12 protein-coding genes, 6 tRNA genes and 3 rRNA genes are annotated in these 16,729 nt (G+C 45.9%); 4 read left to right on the forward strand and 17 right to left on the reverse strand.

Translation table 11 applies throughout. The features are described 5' to 3' along the window. Positions 1-82 precede the first annotated feature (82 nt). The 9 genes from rplA to VA249_RS13860 all read right to left on the reverse strand — a co-directional run bounded on the left by rplA (position 83) and on the right by VA249_RS13860 (position 4,263). Positions 83-784: a 50S ribosomal protein L1 gene (gene rplA / locus VA249_RS13820; protein ID WP_128809895.1), complete on the reverse strand. Its 702-nt coding sequence runs from the start codon at positions 782-784 to the stop codon at positions 83-85. 4 nt (positions 785-788) lie between these two features. Further along, the gene (rplK, locus tag VA249_RS13825) at positions 789-1,217 is read right to left on the reverse strand and encodes a 50S ribosomal protein L11 (RefSeq protein WP_128809894.1); all 429 of its coding nucleotides are present in this window, start codon (positions 1,215-1,217) and stop codon (positions 789-791) included. Positions 1,218-1,360: 143 nt separating this feature from the next. Then, complete coding sequence (nusG, locus tag VA249_RS13830) at positions 1,361-1,909, reverse strand: transcription termination/antitermination protein NusG (RefSeq protein ID WP_128809893.1); 549 nt, start codon at positions 1,907-1,909, stop codon at positions 1,361-1,363. Between the two features lie 13 nt (positions 1,910-1,922). Continuing rightward, a complete protein-coding gene (gene secE, locus VA249_RS13835) occupies positions 1,923-2,303 on the reverse strand; it encodes a preprotein translocase subunit SecE (RefSeq protein WP_005440549.1) in 381 nt (126 codons plus the stop codon). Between the two features lie 267 nt (positions 2,304-2,570). Beyond that, a complete protein-coding gene (gene tuf, locus VA249_RS13840; RefSeq protein ID WP_221068231.1) occupies positions 2,571-3,755 on the reverse strand; it encodes an elongation factor Tu in 1,185 nt (394 codons plus the stop codon). Positions 3,756-3,856: 101 nt separating this feature from the next. Then, positions 3,857-3,932 (reverse strand) — tRNA-Thr (locus VA249_RS13845). A 13-nt stretch (positions 3,933-3,945) separates the two neighbouring features. Further along, a tRNA-Gly gene (locus VA249_RS13850) sits at positions 3,946-4,020 on the reverse strand. A gap of 35 nt (positions 4,021-4,055) precedes the next feature. Then, positions 4,056-4,140, reverse strand: a tRNA-Tyr gene (locus VA249_RS13855). Positions 4,141-4,187: 47 nt separating this feature from the next. Next, positions 4,188-4,263, reverse strand: a tRNA-Thr gene (locus VA249_RS13860). Between the two features lie 206 nt (positions 4,264-4,469). Between VA249_RS13860 and coaA the strand changes: the two genes are divergently transcribed. Then, positions 4,470-5,393, forward strand: coding sequence for a type I pantothenate kinase (gene coaA, locus VA249_RS13865; RefSeq protein ID WP_211915772.1), 924 nt, complete (start codon positions 4,470-4,472; stop codon positions 5,391-5,393). A 26-nt stretch (positions 5,394-5,419) separates the two neighbouring features. On the opposite strand, the gene birA is transcribed toward coaA, so the two are convergent. After that, positions 5,420-6,385, reverse strand: coding sequence for a bifunctional biotin--[acetyl-CoA-carboxylase] ligase/biotin operon repressor BirA (gene birA, locus VA249_RS13870; protein WP_221068310.1), 966 nt, complete (start codon positions 6,383-6,385; stop codon positions 5,420-5,422). Beyond that, positions 6,382-7,425: a UDP-N-acetylmuramate dehydrogenase gene (gene murB, locus VA249_RS13875; RefSeq protein ID WP_221068312.1), complete on the reverse strand. Its 1,044-nt coding sequence runs from the start codon at positions 7,423-7,425 to the stop codon at positions 6,382-6,384. Before murB ends, birA begins: the two co-directional genes overlap by 4 nt. 101 nt (positions 7,426-7,526) lie before the next feature. Here murB and VA249_RS13880 point away from each other — a divergent pair, with 101 nt between their 5' ends. Together VA249_RS13880 and pssA are read left to right on the forward strand one after the other, a co-directional pair. Beyond that, on the forward strand, positions 7,527-7,958 hold the full coding sequence (locus VA249_RS13880; protein WP_221069958.1) for a GNAT family N-acetyltransferase: 432 nt from the start codon (positions 7,527-7,529) through the stop codon (positions 7,956-7,958). A 71-nt stretch (positions 7,959-8,029) separates the two neighbouring features. Then, positions 8,030-9,370 (forward strand): CDP-diacylglycerol--serine O-phosphatidyltransferase, encoded by a 1,341-nt coding sequence (gene pssA, locus VA249_RS13885; RefSeq protein ID WP_221068313.1) that lies wholly within the window; start codon positions 8,030-8,032, stop codon positions 9,368-9,370. 250 nt (positions 9,371-9,620) lie between these two features. Here pssA and VA249_RS13890 read toward each other — a convergent pair. From VA249_RS13890 to VA249_RS13910, 5 genes are all read right to left on the reverse strand, one after another. Continuing rightward, a tRNA-Trp gene (locus tag VA249_RS13890) sits at positions 9,621-9,697 on the reverse strand. Positions 9,698-9,758: 61 nt separating this feature from the next. Then, positions 9,759-9,835, reverse strand: a tRNA-Asp gene (locus VA249_RS13895). A 65-nt stretch (positions 9,836-9,900) separates the two neighbouring features. Beyond that, positions 9,901-10,017: ribosomal RNA gene (rrf, locus tag VA249_RS13900) — 5S ribosomal RNA — on the reverse strand. Between the two features lie 92 nt (positions 10,018-10,109). Beyond that, positions 10,110-13,002 (reverse strand): 23S ribosomal RNA (locus VA249_RS13905). A gap of 363 nt (positions 13,003-13,365) precedes the next feature. Next, positions 13,366-14,918 (reverse strand): 16S ribosomal RNA (locus tag VA249_RS13910). The 16S, 23S and 5S rRNA genes sit together here with 2 tRNA genes alongside, the layout of an rRNA operon. A gap of 552 nt (positions 14,919-15,470) precedes the next feature. Here VA249_RS13910 and VA249_RS13915 point away from each other — a divergent pair. Continuing rightward, positions 15,471-15,926: an RNA recognition motif domain-containing protein gene (locus VA249_RS13915; protein ID WP_221068314.1), complete on the forward strand. Its 456-nt coding sequence runs from the start codon at positions 15,471-15,473 to the stop codon at positions 15,924-15,926. Here the strand turns inward: VA249_RS13915 and murI are convergent. Further along, on the reverse strand, positions 15,889-16,695 hold the full coding sequence (gene murI / locus VA249_RS13920) for a glutamate racemase (RefSeq protein WP_221068316.1): 807 nt from the start codon (positions 16,693-16,695) through the stop codon (positions 15,889-15,891). The two genes, VA249_RS13915 and murI, sit on opposite strands and share 38 nt — an antisense overlap. Positions 16,696-16,729: the final 34 nt, after the last annotated feature.

The raw sequence follows: 16,729 nt of genomic DNA on the forward strand, positions 1-16,729 counted from the left end.
TAGTTTGAAGAACCAAAGTTCAGCCCCAACCACAAATATTAGGCGCAAAATTATACACAAATTTTGCGCCTAAGCAAATAAATTATGCTTGAGTGTTCAGGCTAGCCTGATCAACAGCAACACCAGCACCCATAGTAGTAGAGATGCTTACTTTCTTCAGGAAAGTACCTTTCGCTGAAGATGGCTTAGCTTTCTTAAGAGCAACTAGAAGTGCTTCTAGGTTCTCTTTGATCTGCTCAGCAGAGAAAGTTGCTTTACCGATAGTAGTGTGGATGATGCCGTTTTTGTCGTTACGGTAACGAACCTGACCAGCTTTAGCGTTCTTAACCGCTTCAGCAACGTTAGGAGTTACAGTACCAACTTTAGGGTTTGGCATTAGACCGCGAGGACCTAGGATAGTACCTAGTTGACCTACAACGCGCATTGCATCTGGAGAAGCAACAACTACGTCAAAGTTCATTTCGCCTTTTTTCACTAGCTCAGCTAGATCTTCCATACCAACGATGTCTGCGCCAGCTTCTTTAGCTGCTTCAGCGTTTGCACCTTGAGTGAACACTGCAACGCGGATGTCGCGGCCAGTACCGTGAGGTAGTACAGTTGCACCACGTACGTTCTGGTCAGATTTACGAGCATCGATGCCTAGGTTAACAGCAACGTCAACAGACTCTACGAATTTAGCAGTTGCTAGTTCTTGAAGAAGTGCAACAGCTTCGTTGATTTCGTACTCTTTAGTAACGTCAACTTTTTCGCGGATTACGCGCATGCGCTTAGTTAGTTTAGCCATCTTATTAACCCTCTACCACTAGGCCCATTGAACGAGCAGTACCAGCGATAGAACGCTTCATCGCTTCGATGTCAGCACCAGTCATATCAGCAGCTTTAGTTTCTGCGATTTCTTGGATTTGAGCTTCTGTAACAGTACCCACTTTTTCAGTGTTTGGACGACCTGAACCAGACTTGATACCAGCAGCTTTCAGAAGAAGAGTCGCAGCAGGTGGAGTCTTAGTGATGAACGTGAAAGAACGGTCATTGTATACAGTGATAACAACTGGAGTAGGTAGACCTTTCTCTAGAGATTCTGTTTTTGCGTTAAACGCTTTACAGAATTCCATGATGTTAACACCGTGTTGACCTAGTGCAGGACCAACTGGTGGACTTGGGTTCGCCATACCAGCTGCAACTTGTAGCTTGATGTAAGCTTCAACTTTCTTAGCCATGATAATTCCTAAGTTTGGGTACAAACGCTAATCACCGATCAGCTCCCCGTTTATGTAAAAAACTTTTTACTTCAAGAGAAGTAAAAAGGCGCGAAATTATAGTCATAATTCGCGCCTTAGACAACCCTTAAAAAGGTGTTTTTTTAATCAAGCTTTTCAACTTGACCAAAATCAAGCTCAACTGGTGTTGCACGACCAAAGATCGACACAGACACTTTCAGGCGGCTCTTCTCGTAATCCACTTCTTCAACAGTACCATTGAAGTCAGCAAATGGACCTTCATTAACACGTACCACTTCACCCGCTTCGTACATAGTACGTGGACGAGGTGCTTCGCTTGCTTTCTCAAGACGATTAAGAATAGCGTCAGCTTCTTTATCTGTGATAGGTGCTGGACGATCTGAGGTACCACCAATGAAGCCCATGACACGCGGCACACTGCGTACTAAGTGCCATGATTCATCGTTCATAATCATCTGAACAAGGACGTAACCAGGGAAGAACTTACGTTCAGATTTACGACGCTGACCAGCGCGCATTTCCACTACTTCTTCAGTAGGAACAAGTACTTCACCGAATAGCTCTTCCATGCTGTGCATTTTGATATGCTCGCGAAGAGACTGAGCTACACGACCTTCAAATCCAGAGAAGGCTTGAACCACATACCAGCGTTTTTTTTGAGCTTCACTCATGAATTAAAACCCTCTATACCCCAGTTGCTAGAGCTACTAGACGCACCATGATGCCGTCAATACCCCATAGCACTAGAGCCATTACAATACTTACAGCTAAAACGATCAGTGTTGTTTGCATGGTTTCTTGGCGAGTCGGCCAAACAACCTTACGAACTTCCATACGAGATTCTTTTGCAAAACTGATCGCTGCTTTACCTTTAGTCGTTGTTGCTGCAACGCCAAGAGCAGCTGCAATTAGAACAACAACGCCTGCAGCGCGAACAACTACAGACATTTCACCATACAGGTAATTACCCACAACAGCGGCCGCTGCTAATACGAAAGCGGCAATCCACTTAAACGTATCTGCTGCGTTCGAGCTATCAGGAGTTTCAGCATTATTTGCTTTCATAAAACCAACCTGTCACAAGTCTTAATATAGACGACAACAACCCCGCTGTTGCAGGGCAAACTCCATATCGCTGAAAAAATCAGCGTTACTCTCTTAAGATTAAGCGTCTCTGCCTAATCTTGCTCTGCGCTCAACCCAATTCTGAACAAGAAAACAGCTAAAATAATGTTGAGTGCAGAAAAAGGGCATCAAATGATGCCCTTTTTGCTACTGGTTCGTCAAATCTAATTGAAGATTTTCAGAAGACATTCGGCAATTCGTTAAGAATTAAGCGAAGATCTTAGCAACAACACCAGCACCTACTGTACGGCCACCTTCACGGATAGCGAAACGTAGGCCTTCATCCATTGCGATTGGAGCGATTAGCTCAACGATCATTTGGATGTTGTCGCCAGGCATTACCATTTCTACGCCTTCTGGTAGAGAGATATCACCAGTTACGTCAGTTGTACGGAAGTAGAACTGTGGACGGTAGCCTTTGAAGAATGGAGTGTGACGACCACCTTCATCTTTAGAAAGTACGTATACTTCTGACTCGAACTTAGTGTGTGGAGTGATTGAACCAGGCTTAGCTAGTACTTGACCACGTTCAACGTCATCACGCTTAGTACCACGTAGAAGTGCACCAACGTTCTCACCAGCACGACCTTCGTCTAGAAGCTTACGGAACATTTCAACACCAGTACATGTAGTTGTAGTAGTGTCTTTGATACCAACGATAGCAACTTCGTCACCTACGTTTAGGATACCGCGCTCGATACGACCAGTAACTACTGTACCACGACCTTGGATAGAGAATACGTCTTCGATAGGCATTAGGAATGGCATATCTACTGCACGCTCTGGCTCAGGGATGTATGTATCTAGAGCTTCTGCTAGTTCAACGATTTTCGCTTCCCACTGCTCTTCGCCGTTTAGTGCGCCTAGTGCAGAACCTTGGATAACTGGTAGGTCATCACCTGGGAAATCGTACTCAGATAGAAGTTCACGAACTTCCATTTCTACTAGTTCTAGTAGCTCTTCATCGTCAACCATGTCACATTTGTTCATGAATACGATGATGTAAGGGATACCAACCTGACGGCCTAGTAGGATGTGCTCACGAGTTTGTGGCATTGGGCCATCTGTTGCAGCAACAACTAGGATACCACCGTCCATCTGTGCAGCACCAGTGATCATGTTTTTAACATAATCCGCGTGTCCTGGACAGTCTACGTGTGCGTAGTGGCGAGTTGGAGTGTCGTACTCTACGTGAGAAGTAGAGATTGTGATACCGCGCTCACGCTCTTCTGGAGCGTTATCGATAGATGCGAAGTCACGAGCAGCACCGCCGTATACTTTTGCAAGTGTAGTACAGATAGCTGCAGTTAGAGTTGTTTTACCGTGGTCAACGTGGCCGATAGTACCAACGTTTACGTGCGGTTTTACACGTTCAAATTTTTCTTTAGACATGAGTTGTCCCTCTAGGTACGGATTTAGGTGGCCCGAATTGACCACGCAACCAAAAAAGATAATTGGTAAATCTTATATCAAAAGGAAATAAACTTGAGAGCTGGTGCTGATAGGCAGACTCGAACTGCCGACCTCATCCTTACCAAGGATGCGCTCTACCACCTGAGCTATATCAGCACTCAAATTTGATTGGAGCGGGCAGCGGGAATCGAACCCGCATCATCAGCTTGGAAGGCTGAGGTAATAGCCATTATACGATGCCCGCAACACGTAACTCTGAGAGCTATTTCCTTAAGAATATGGTGGAGGGGGACGGATTCGAACCATCGAAGGCAGTGCCGGCAGATTTACAGTCTGCTCCCTTTGGCCACTCGGGAACCCCTCCAAATTTTTCGCCATTTTCACTACAAATTGCTTAAAGCAAGGAGAAAATGGTGCCGACTACCGGAATCGAACTGGTGACCTACTGATTACAAGTCAGTTGCTCTACCTACTGAGCTAAGTCGGCATAAGTGGTGCGCATTCTATTGAATGATTTTCCTGCTTGCAATAGTAAATTCAAAAAAAATCGCAAAAATCCTTTTTTTCTTGTCGGTTGCTGCAAAATCATACAAACCTCGCTTTTTACGACAAACTTTCCCGCTTTCTCATTTGCTTTACTCGATGCTTGATGTATGTTTTTGCTCTCTGTAAAAGCAAGGATAAACGAGATCCATGAGTCCATTTTTGTCATTCGATCGTGCCGCATGGGCTGAACTTCGTAATTCGGTTCCGATGACACTCTCTGCAGACGACCTTATCGCCCTGCAGGGCATTAATGAAAACCTCACGATGGAGGAAGCTGTAGAAATCTATTTACCGCTGTCTCGTTTGCTCAACTTGTATGTACAAGCACGTCAAAGTCGCAATTGTGTGTTGCAGCAATTTCTAAATACAGAAGAGCATGCCCCCCCTTTCGTGATTGGTATCGCAGGAAGTGTCGCCGTTGGTAAAAGTACAACCGCGCGCATTCTCGAGGCTCTACTCTCTCGCTGGGAGAATCATCCTAAAGTCGCACTTGTGACAACGGATGGTTTTTTGTATCCAAAAAAAGTTCTAGAGCAAAAAGGGATCATGCATCGAAAAGGGTTTCCGGAATCCTATGACATCAAACGCTTAGTCGAGTTTGTCTCTGACGTAAAAGCAGGTAAGCCAAACCTTACTGTCCCGCTATACTCGCACATAACTTACGACATCACTGAAGATCTTAAGACTGTCGATAGACCAGATGTATTGATTATTGAGGGGCTAAACGTATTACAGAGCGGTATGGACTACCCACACGATCCGCATCGTGTGTTTGTTTCTGACTTTCTTGATTTTTCAATTTATGTCGATGCTGACACAGAAACCATTGAACAATGGTATATCGAACGTTTCTTGAAATTTCGGCAGGGGGCATTTACCAAACCTGGCTCTTATTTCAGTCACTATACGCAACTTTCAACCGATGCAGCAAAAAGCAAAGCCAAAGACATTTGGAAAAGTATTAACGGGCTCAATTTAGATCAGAATATTCTACCTACTCGGGAGCGAGCCCATTTGATATTACACAAAGGTGCTAATCATCTTGTCGATAGAGTCTCATTACGTAAGTAATAGATTCTAGCTTGCGTTACAAAAAACTAGTCGTGCTTTCTTAAGGAAATTTCCCCACCAATAAAGGTCTCCAAACCACTTTCCGTTTCAAGCACGACACCACCTTGCTGATCAATACCTTTTACAACACCATAAATTTCCCTTGGTCCCATGAGTAATTTCACTGACCTACCAAGGAAATTATCCAAGCGATTCCAGCGCTCAACAAATCCACTCAACCCTGTCATTTCATATTCTTCAAGCGCACTCTTCCATTGCTCTATTAAATGAATGGCGAGTTGAGTACGATCAATCGCTTGCCCATTACTCACTTGATTTAAGCTGGTCCACGGTTGGTCAATGCTTGGTTGTTGGTCCGGCATGCCGATATTGAGCCCCATACCGATAACAAGATGCGCAGCAGCACCTGCTTGACCAGACATCTCTACGAGAATGCCTGCGAGTTTTTTGTCTTGGTAGTAAATGTCATTTGGCCATTTCAGTTTTACGCCCTCGAAGCCCATTTTTTCAAGCGCTTCTACCGCAGCAATACCAATCACCAGACTCAACCCCATAGCTGCTGCCATGCCCGCATCTAAACGCCAGTACATTGAAAAATAAAGATTCGTACCGAAAGGCGAAACCCATTGACGTCCACGTCGACCTCGACCTTGTGCTTGATATTCCGCGAGACAAACTCGTCCTTTGTCTGATTCACTAACTCTCTCCAATAGATACTGGTTTGTCGAATCAATAACAGAAATCAGTTCAACTTGAGTATTCACACTGGCTGTTAGTCTCTCTTCATCAAGAAGCTGCATAGGCTGCGCTAATTGATAGCCACGACCTTGAATTCGATAAATATCCACTCCCCAATCATTCAGCCCTTTTATGTGCTTAGCGATTGCCGCGCGAGAGATGCCTAATTCGTTCCCGAGCGCTTCTCCTGAGTGGAAGCCGCCATCACTTAATGATCTAAGAATATGCAATTTTGCTGAGTGTTCTTTTCTCATCTCCCTGCCTCTATTTCAGCCAGGTTGGTTTCCTTTTTGCTGCCCATAAAACGCACTTCATGTTCAAGCTCAATTTGATACTTATCCCACACCGCTCTCTTAACTAAAGATGCCAACGCAACAACATCATCTGCACTACAGTTATTAACATTCGTTAAAACGAGCGCTTGCAATGGGTTTACTTGCGCACCATTAACGGAAACACCTTTCAAACCACATTGATCGATTAGCCATCCTGCTGCAACTTTCATCCCTCCTACGGCAGGGTAAGCCACCATGCTGCTATGTTGCGAAATGAGTTGATCATAATGATCTTGCGTGATCACTGGGTTTTTGAAAAAGCTACCTGCATTTCCGACTTTGGCTGGATCTGGCAATTTTTCCATTCGCACCTGACATACCCGCTCAAAGATAGAGTGTGGACTAAGCTCATTTTCTGGAATGCTCTGTAGAGGACCATACTGATTAATCGCTTGCCATTGCTTAGGTAACTTCAATCCAAGAGCCGTAATAAAGCACTTCTCATACAGCGCATGCTTAAAAATTGAATCTCGATAACCAAACTCGCAATCTACGGAGTTCATGCGCCGTATTTCAAATGTTGTGAGATCCAATACATCGACATAGTCACAGATATTTTGTAACTCTAGACCATAGGCACCAATATTCTGGATAGGAGCAGACCCGGCACAACCCGGAATCAACGCAAGATTCTCAACACCACCAATCCCTTGTTTTACACACCATTCCACTAACGCAGGCCAATCTTCACCTCCATCGACATGAATCAAATAATGACTCTCTGTTTCAGTGACAGTTTTACCCAAAAGGCGGTTGATGATAACAACGCCCTCATAATGTTGGGTAAAGAGCATATTACTGCCCTTGCCCAAGAACAGTTTTGGTAAGCCTTTAAAAGTTGCATCGTTGAATAGCTGTATAACATCGTCAATTGATTCAACAACAGCAAGGTAAGCACAAGTCTGTTCGATACCGAACGTGTGAAAAGCCTTAAGGCTCGCGTGTTTCTTAATTTCCATAGTGGATTTGCAACGCCTGATGAGATTCTCTTAAACTATGTGCATTCTACATTAGTTATCTTTTAGCCGCAGTGACATTACAAAGCTCATTAATCATAGAAGTGTTAAATCCCATTAAGCTCCCTCTCGTTAAGAGACTATATAAAGCCCACTACCCAGCAGGCAGAGCTAAACGCGATGAGTTAATCATCACCGCCAATATCGGGACGAGCATCATTGCTCTACTCCGGATGAAAACGGTTGAGCAGTCTCGTCTGTTGACGGGAATGTTAGTCATACCAGAATATCGAGGTAGCGGCGTCGGCCACGCACTTCTGCATCATTGTGAAAACTTTGTATTTACAGATGGAGACTACTGCTTTGCATTTGCACACTTGGAAAACTACTACTCTCAATTTAGCTTCCAAAGCATTGCATGTGACAATTTGCCAAACTCATTAAAAATGGCCTTTTTGCGCTACTCCGAGAGCGGCAAAGATCTCATTCCGATGCAATTCATTGCTCTAAAGCCCCCAATGCACGCGGATTTGTAGCCAGATAAATCATATCTTTGATAAAATGTCAGGTTCGCAATATTGCACTTAATTAAGGTACTCACACCGATATGATAGTAAGTAGGAATCCATTCGAGCAGTTGCCGAGTCTTGCTGTAAATCCCGAAGACTTCAAAGTTCTGCATTCAGCAGACACTTTCAGAACTCGTCTTCTTGATGCGATCAGCAAAGCAACGTCACGAATTTACCTAGTCGCACTATATCTGGAAGATGATGAAGCTGGGCGTGAAGTTCTAACTGCTCTTTACGAAGCAAAACAGCGTAACCCTGGGTTAGACATCAATATCTGTGTAGATTGGCACCGAGCTCAGCGTGGTTTGATTGGAGCAGAGTCATCCGAGGGAAACTCCGCGCTGTATAATGCATTTGCCCAAAAATACCAACACCCTATCCCTGTGTACGGCATTCCTGTACGAGGTAGAGAGGTTTTTGGCGTACTTCACCTAAAAGGTTTTATCGTTGATGACACTGTAATTTACAGCGGTGCCAGTCTAAACAACGTATACCTGCAATACCATGATCGCTATCGCTTTGACCGCTATCATGTGATTCAGCACCAAACACTTGCCGACTCTATGATCAATTTCATTCAAGATGAAATGATTTCCCACCCAGCAGTAAATGATTTAGCGGACAAAGACAAACCCGAAACTAAAGAAATTAAAGTTGCGATTCGTCAGTTTCGTTCTTCTCTTGCTTCTGCCAATTATCAGTTTGAGCCAGAAGATGCAGGTGAAGATAAAATCAATATCACGCCTCTCGTTGGTCTAGGAAAACGTAGAAACATTCTAAACCAAAAAATTGTTAACCTACTTGCTGCCGCTCAAAACGAGATTTTCATCTGTACGCCTTACTTTAACTTCCCAAAAGCGATCAATCGTGAAGTAAAAAGAGCAATGAAAAGAGGCGTAAAAGTGACAATCGTTGTCGGTGATAAAACGGCTAATGATTTCTATATATCCCCTGAAGATGAGTTTAAAACTATCGGGGGCTTGCCATACCTGTATGAGCTTAACTTAAGACGCTTTGCCAAAGCCAATGAAGCTAATATTGCTGCGCGCAGGCTTTCGATTCATTTATGGAAGCACGATAATAACAGTTTCCACCTAAAAGGAATTTGGGTTGATAAGCGTTACATGTTGCTCACAGGCAACAACCTAAACCCTCGAGCATGGTCGCTAGACTTAGAAAATGGCCTACTAGTACAAGACCATTACGCAAAGCTTACTGATAAATTTGACCTAGAAGTAGAAAACATTCTCAAGCACACGCAGTTAGTTTGTACCTATAAACAACTAGAAAAAGTAGAGAACTACCCGGTTGAAGTTCAGAAGTTGGTTCGTAAAATTACCCGAATCAAAGCGGATGGCGTTCTAAAACGCATTCTATAACCTCTGTGTAGCCCTTTCACTTAAAGCCCAACCACCGCGTTGGGCTTTTTTCTACCCATAAGGAAATGGCGCAATATTACGTTCCATAACGCACCTGGAGAGGTTTTTTAGCATTAAGAAAGACGATGTATAGCTTATCGCTCTCGCACGATGTGGGTATATCTAAGAGACTAGAATTCTATCGATTGGGGCTTGAATAGATATTTTTAAATGCAAAAAAGCCCCAGCATTTCTGCTGAGGCTTTGAAGATGGCAGGGGTGGAGAGATTCGAACTCCCAACACGCGGATTTGGAATCCGCTGCTCTGCCAATTGGAGCTACACCCCTAAATGTTCTACATATTGTAGATTCGACAAAACCCTGCCTATAGCAAGGTTGTCTGAATAAATGGCGGAGCGGACGGGACTCGAACCCGCGACCCCCGGCGTGACAGGCCGGTATTCTAACCAACTGAACTACCGCTCCACACGGTGACAGAGATTTCTCTCTATCCGGTAATCGCCGTTCAACGCGTTTACCTTAAATTTAAAGCCTGGCGATGTCCTACTCTCACATGGGGAAGCCCCACACTACCATCGGCGCTATTTCGTTTCACTTCTGAGTTCGGAATGGAAATCAGGTGGGTCCAAAATGCTATGGTCGCCAAGCAAATTCTTTAATCTGGAAAGCTGTTTCTGTGTTCTCTACACAATCAAGTCTTGTTCTTGCTTTGAGTCCATCAAAACCCTTTGGGTGTTGTATGGTTAAGCCTCACGGGCAATTAGTATCAGTTAGCTCAATGCCTCACAGCACTTACACACCTGACCTATCAACGTCGTAGTCTCCGACAACCCTTTAGGATACTTAAAGTATCAGGGAGAACTCATCTCAAGGCTCGCTTCCCGCTTAGATGCTTTCAGCGGTTATCGATTCCGAACTTAGCTACCGGGCAATGCGTCTGGCGACACAACCCGAACACCAGAGGTTCGTCCACTCCGGTCCTCTCGTACTAGGAGCAGCCCCTTTCAATTCTCCAACGCCCACGGCAGATAGGGACCGAACTGTCTCACGACGTTCTAAACCCAGCTCGCGTACCACTTTAAATGGCGAACAGCCATACCCTTGGGACCGACTTCAGCCCCAGGATGTGATGAGCCGACATCGAGGTGCCAAACACCGCCGTCGATATGAACTCTTGGGCGGTATCAGCCTGTTATCCCCGGAGTACCTTTTATCCGTTGAGCGATGGCCCTTCCATTCAGAACCACCGGATCACTATGACCTGCTTTCGCACCTGCTCGAATTGTCATTCTCGCAGTCAAGCGGGCTTATGCCATTGCACTAACCTCACGATGTCCAACCGTGATTAGCCCACCTTCGTGCTCCTCCGTTACTCTTTGGGAGGAGACCGCCCCAGTCAAACTACCCACCAGGCACTGTCCGCAACCCCGATAAGGGGTCGACGTTAGAACATCAACACTACAAGGGTGGTATTTCAAGGACGGCTCCACAGATACTAGCGTACCTGCTTCAAAGCCTCCCACCTATCCTACACATGTAGGGTCAATGTTCAGTGCCAAGCTGTAGTAAAGGTTCACGGGGTCTTTCCGTCTAGCCGCGGGTACACTGCATCTTCACAGCGATTTCAATTTCACTGAGTCTCGGGTGGAGACAGCGTGGCCATCATTACGCCATTCGTGCAGGTCGGAACTTACCCGACAAGGAATTTCGCTACCTTAGGACCGTTATAGTTACGGCCGCCGTTTACCGGGGCTTCGATCAAGAGCTTCGACCGAAGTCTAACCCCATCAATTAACCTTCCGGCACCGGGCAGGCGTCACACCGTATACGTCATCTTACGATTTTGCACAGTGCTGTGTTTTTAATAAACAGTTGCAGCCACCTGGTATCTGCGACTCTCGTCAGCTCCATCCGCAAGGGACTTCACCATCAAGAGCGTACCTTCTCCCGAAGTTACGGTACCATTTTGCCTAGTTCCTTCACCCGAGTTCTCTCAAGCGCCTTGGTATTCTCTACCCGACCACCTGTGTCGGTTTGGGGTACGATTCCTTACAATCTGAAGCTTAGAGGCTTTTCCTGGAAGCATGGCATCAATGACTTCACTACCGTAGTAGCTCGACGTCGTGTCTCAGCCTTAGAAAGAGCCGGATTTACCTAACTCTTAAGCCTACGCACTTGAACCTGGACAACCGTCGCCAGGCCCACCTAGCCTTCTCCGTCCCCCCATCGCAATTGTAAGAAGTACGGGAATATTAACCCGTTTCCCATCGACTACGCCTTTCGGCCTCGCCTTAGGGGTCGACTTACCCTGCCCCGATTAACGTTGGACAGGAACCCTTGGTCTTCCGGCGAGGAGGTTTTTCACCCCCTTTATCGTTACTCATGTCAGCATTCGCACTTCTGATACCTCCAGCATGCTTTACAACACACCTTCAACGGCTTACAGAACGCTCCCCTACCCAATGAAGTAAACTTCATTGCCGCAGCTTCGGTTTATTACTTAGCCCCGTTACATCTTCCGCGCAGGCCGACTCGACCAGTGAGCTATTACGCTTTCTTTAAATGATGGCTGCTTCTAAGCCAACATCCTGGCTGTCTGAGCCTTCCCACATCGTTTCCCACTTAGTAATAATTTGGGACCTTAGCTGGCGGTCTGGGTTGTTTCCCTCTCCACGACGGACGTTAGCACCCGCCGTGTGTCTCCCGGATAGTACTTACTGGTATTCGGAGTTTGCAAAGGGTTGGTAAGTCGGGATGACCCCCTAGCCTTAACAGTGCTCTACCCCCAGTAGTATTCGTCCGAGGCGCTACCTAAATAGCTTTCGGGGAGAACCAGCTATCTCCAGGTTTGATTGGCCTTTCACCCCTAGCCACAAGTCATCCGCTAATTTTTCAACATTAGTCGGTTCGGTCCTCCAATTGATGTTACTCAATCTTCAACCTGCCCATGGCTAGATCACCTGGTTTCGGGTCTATATCCAGAGACTGAACGCCCAGTTAAGACTCGGTTTCCCTACGGCTCCCCTAGATGGTTAACCTTGCCACTGAATATAAGTCGCTGACCCATTATACAAAAGGTACGCAGTCACAGGACGCAATGCCTGCTCCTACTGCTTGTACGTACACGGTTTCAGGTTCTATTTCACTCCCCTCACAGGGGTTCTTTTCGCCTTTCCCTCACGGTACTGGTTCACTATCGGTCAGTCAGTAGTATTTAGCCTTGGAGGATGGTCCCCCCATATTCAGACAGGATATCACGTGTCCCGCCCTACTCGATTTCACTGAATGTGCGTTGTCGACTACGGGGCTATCACCCTGTATCGCCGGACTTTCCAGACCGTTCGTCTAACGCATATAAAGCTTAAGGGCTAGTCCAATTTCGCTCGCCGCTACTTTCGGAATCTCGGTTGATTTCTTTTCCTCGGGGTACTTAGATGTTTCAGTTCCCCCGGTTCGCCTCATTAACCTATGAATTCAGTTAATGATACTAGCTTATGCTAGTGGGTTTCCCCATTCAGAAATCCCAGACTCAAATGGTTGTTACTACCTAATCTGGGCTTATCGCAAGTTACTACGTCTTTCATCGCCTCTGACTGCCAAGGCATCCACCGTGTACGCTTAGTCACTTAACCATACAACCCCAAAGAGTTTCAGAAGAAATCTTGAGTTTGTTGTTTAAACAACCAAAGTTGCTATCTCATTATTTGAATGAGCGAGATAGCTATCGATTTTGCCGGACTCAAATATGTTTTGCTTTCGCAAAACCCAAGAACACTTGAATGTGTTTTTGTGTATTCATCGAAATGAATACTTTGAGAACTTTACAAACAAATGCTTATCTATTTAAGACAAGATTTGTTTTGTCAGCTTTCCAAATTGTTAAAGAGCAATAATAGCTCGAAGCTTTCGCTTCAAAACCATCAATCTGTGTGGACACTCATCGAGACTCATTTGTCTTCACTTTTAAAAAGTGAAAGCAAACTATCCGTTTCGTATAAGGAGGTGATCCAGCGCCAGGTTCCCCTAGCGCTACCTTGTTACGACTTCACCCCAGTCATGAACCACAAAGTGGTAAGCGTCCTCCCGAAGGTTAAACTACCTACTTCTTTTGCAGCCCACTCCCATGGTGTGACGGGCGGTGTGTACAAGGCCCGGGAACGTATTCACCGTGGCATTCTGATCCACGATTACTAGCGATTCCGACTTCATGGAGTCGAGTTGCAGACTCCAATCCGGACTACGACGCACTTTTTGGGATTCGCTCACTTTCGCAAGTTGGCTGCCCTCTGTATGCGCCATTGTAGCACGTGTGTAGCCCTACTCGTAAGGGCCATGATGACTTGACGTCGTCCCCACCTTCCTCCGGTTTATCACCGGCAGTCTCCCTGGAGTTCCCGACATTACTCGCTGGCAAACAAGGATAAGGGTTGCGCTCGTTGCGGGACTTAACCCAACATTTCACAACACGAGCTGACGACAGCCATGCAGCACCTGTCTCAGAGCTCCCGAAGGCACACCTGTATCTCTACTGGCTTCTCTGGATGTCAAGAGTAGGTAAGGTTCTTCGCGTTGCATCGAATTAAACCACATGCTCCACCGCTTGTGCGGGCCCCCGTCAATTCATTTGAGTTTTAATCTTGCGACCGTACTCCCCAGGCGGTCTACTTAACGCGTTAGCTCCGAAAGCCACGGCTCAAGGCCACAACCTCCAAGTAGACATCGTTTACGGCGTGGACTACCAGGGTATCTAATCCTGTTTGCTCCCCACGCTTTCGCATCTGAGTGTCAGTATCTGTCCAGGGGGCCGCCTTCGCCACCGGTATTCCTTCAGATCTCTACGCATTTCACCGCTACACCTGAAATTCTACCCCCCTCTACAGTACTCTAGTCTGCCAGTTTCAAATGCAATTCCGAGGTTGAGCCCCGGGCTTTCACATCTGACTTAACAAACCACCTGCATGCGCTTTACGCCCAGTAATTCCGATTAACGCTCGCACCCTCCGTATTACCGCGGCTGCTGGCACGGAGTTAGCCGGTGCTTCTTCTGTAGGTAACGTCAAATCCATACGCTATTAACGCATGAACCTTCCTCCCTACTGAAAGTGCTTTACAACCCGAAGGCCTTCTTCACACACGCGGCATGGCTGCATCAGGCTTGCGCCCATTGTGCAATATTCCCCACTGCTGCCTCCCGTAGGAGTCTGGACCGTGTCTCAGTTCCAGTGTGGCTGATCATCCTCTCAGACCAGCTAGGGATCGTCGCCTTGGTGAGCCCTTACCTCACCAACTAGCTAATCCCACCTAGGCATATCCTGACGCGAGAGGCCCGAAGGTCCCCCTCTTTGGCCCGTAGGCATCATGCGGTATTAGCCATCGTTTCCAATGGTTATCCCCCACATCAGGGCAATTTCCTAGGCATTACTCACCCGTCCGCCGCTCGCCGCCCAACAAATCCTCCGAAGATTCAATGTTGTCGCTGCCGCTCGACTTGCATGTGTTAGGCCTGCCGCCAGCGTTCAATCTGAGCCATGATCAAACTCTTCAATTTAAGATTTTGTTCGACTCAATGAATACTGAACATTACATAGTAATGTTTGAATTGACTGTGCTGAATCTTTCGATTCAATGGTCACTTCGTTTCATTGAAATCTAATTTGAAGCCGAAGCTTCTAATTTGGATTATCATCAACGAGTGCCCACACAGATTGATAGGTTCTTATTTTTAAAGAGCTTTCTAACTAACTTGCCGCTTCAGCGCCTCGTCGTTAGGGATGCGTACTTTACGCTTTCCAATTTGAGAGTCAAGTGTTTTTTCAAACTTCTTTTTTCTCTAACCCCAACTCGCTGTGTGACTTTCGTCTCACTCCGTGTCGGTGGATGCGCAGTATAGGGAACTGAGAAATTAGCGCAAGCCTTATTTAAAAAAAACCGTTCAAGCGGTCACTTATCCATCAAATGCCATATATCTGCATATTTCTTCGTCACATTTGAGACGCATCACAGCAATTGGTTGGAAAAACACCAACCATATACGTAAGATTCATGTGTCTATTTTGTTAATAGGCAGACTATTTTCTTATTCTCTATATGTAGTATTCAAATGATGTCTAAAAAAAATCTTATCTTATGTGCTGGTTTAGCTGTCATTGGGGGAGTCATATTCTCTCAAATAGCTATTTCTCCCGCCTTGAGCTTCATTATCGGTGTTATCGCGACCGCTTTTCTCTTTTCACTTTCAAGCAAAGCACCTGTTATTCAATCTACGGATTCTGAACCGTCAACAAAAACGCTCTATGTTGGAAATCTGCCATATAAAGCAAACGAGAGTCACGTTCGTGATCTCTTTGCTGAATATGGACAAGTCTACGCAGTGCGATTAATGAAAGATAAACGAACAGGAAAAAGGAGAGGATTCGGTTTTGTCGTCATGGCGGCTACAGATGCAGAACCAGCCATCACAGAACTCAATGAAAAGGAATACATGGACCGAACACTAAAAGTTCGCATTGCTAATGACCCTAAACATCCGGATGGCGGTAAACTTGAACAGGATTAAATCCTAACCTAGCCAAACAAGTATTCAGTGCATCTTCTTGCCAAGGAGGTGCACTGGCATAAATCTTCTTACTCCCTTCCTCTTTACTCTCTTCCTTCATATCGCTGAGCAGTAATGCTTTCACTCGACGAGCAATGGCTTCGCCAGAATCAACTAATGTTACTTCACCACCAAGAGCCTGATGAATCTCTTCTTTTATTAAAGGAAAATGCGTACACCCCAATACAGCCACATCGACTTTATTACGCAGTGGTAGAAGAATGCTTTCGAGCTCTGGAATAGAAATACTTTCGCCACGCAACTTTTCTTCGGCCATGTCCACTAAGCGAGTGGAACCTAATAGCTCGACAGGTTTGCCTTGAGCAAAGTCACGGATCAGTTCATGGGTATATTGACGAGTCACGGTCGCAGGCGTAGCAATGAGTCCTACACCTTGAGAAGCGAGTAACGAGGCGGGCTTGATCGCAGGCACCACACCAACAACCGGAATGGATAGCTTCGCGCGCAGTGACGGTAGCACTATGGTACTTGCGGTATTGCAGGCGATGACGACGATGTCGGCTTGATGCTCTTCGACCAACGCAGCCACTAGCTTATTAACGCGAGTGATCAGCACATCTTGGTCAAGTTCGCCATATGGGTAAGCTTCGTTATCGAACAGATACAAGTAATCCATATGTGGTAGAAGTCGGTGGATTTCTTGGAAGACCGATAGCCCTCCGACACCGGAGTCAAACACTAGGACTTTTTTCTTACTTGATGTTCGCACGAGTCTTACCTGCAAATTAGAGACTCGGCGATCA

Origin of the sequence: Vibrio alfacsensis (assembly GCF_019670485.1) — a bacterium.
In the GTDB taxonomy this organism is placed as follows: domain Bacteria; phylum Pseudomonadota; class Gammaproteobacteria; order Enterobacterales; family Vibrionaceae; genus Vibrio; species Vibrio alfacsensis.